The organism is Paracoccus sp. DMF (genome assembly GCF_004407025.1).
GTDB classification, from domain to species: domain Bacteria; phylum Pseudomonadota; class Alphaproteobacteria; order Rhodobacterales; family Rhodobacteraceae; genus Paracoccus; species Paracoccus aminovorans_B.
Map to the genome: position 1 here is coordinate 1 of NZ_SOKV02000159.1, position 939 is coordinate 939.

Sequence of the window (939 nt, forward strand, 5' to 3'; positions counted from 1 at the left end):
TCGATCATCGGCAACAGCTGGTCGAGGGATTTCTTGGCGTCGCCGTAGAACATGCGGGTGTTGTCCTTGTAGAACAGCGGGTTCTCGATGCCGGAATAGCCGGTGCCCTGGCCGCGCTTGCTGACGAACACCTGCTTGGCCTTCCAGACCTCCAGCACCGGCATGCCGGCGATGGGGCTGTTCGGGTCCTCCTGCGCCGCCGGGTTCACGATGTCGTTCGAGCCGATCACGATCACCACGTCGGTCGAGGGGAAATCCTCGTTGATCTCGTCCATCTCCAGCACGATGTCATAGGGCACCTTGGCCTCGGCCAGGAGCACGTTCATGTGCCCGGGCAGCCGGCCCGCCACCGGGTGGATGGCAAAGCGCACGCTCTTGCCGCGCGCGCGCAGCTTGCGGGTCAGTTCCGACACCGATTGCTGCGCCTGCGCCACCGCCATGCCATAGCCCGGCACGATGATGATCTCGTCGGCGTCGTTCAGCGCCGCCGCGACGCTTTCGGCATCGATGGCGATCTGCTCGCCCACGATCTCCATCGCCGGGCCCGACTCGCCGCCGAAACCGCCCAGGATCACCGAGACGAAGCTGCGGTTCATCGCCTTGCACATGATGTAGCTCAGGATCGCACCGGACGAGCCGACCAGCGCGCCGACCACGATCAGCAGGTCGTTCGACAGCGAGAAGCCGATCGCCGCCGCCGCCCAGCCGGAATAGCTGTTCAGCATCGACACCACCACCGGCATGTCGGCGCCGCCGATGCCCATGATCAGGTGATAGCCGATGAAGAGCGCCGCCAGCGTCATCACCACCAGCGCCAGGGTCGAGCCATTGGCGAGATAGACCAGCAAGAGCACCAGCGACAGACCCGCGGCGCCGGCGTTCAGCACATGGCCGCCGGGCAGCTTCCTGGCCTTGCCGTCGACCTTGCCGGCGAGCTTG

The 939-nt window shown here is 65.8% G+C and carries 1 protein-coding gene; it reads right to left on the reverse strand.

Features of this window, described 5'->3' with window-relative positions:
- The coding region (locus E3D03_RS20940) for an NAD(P)(+) transhydrogenase (Re/Si-specific) subunit beta (RefSeq protein WP_263568546.1) at nucleotides 1-939 on the reverse strand (939 nt) is incomplete at both ends.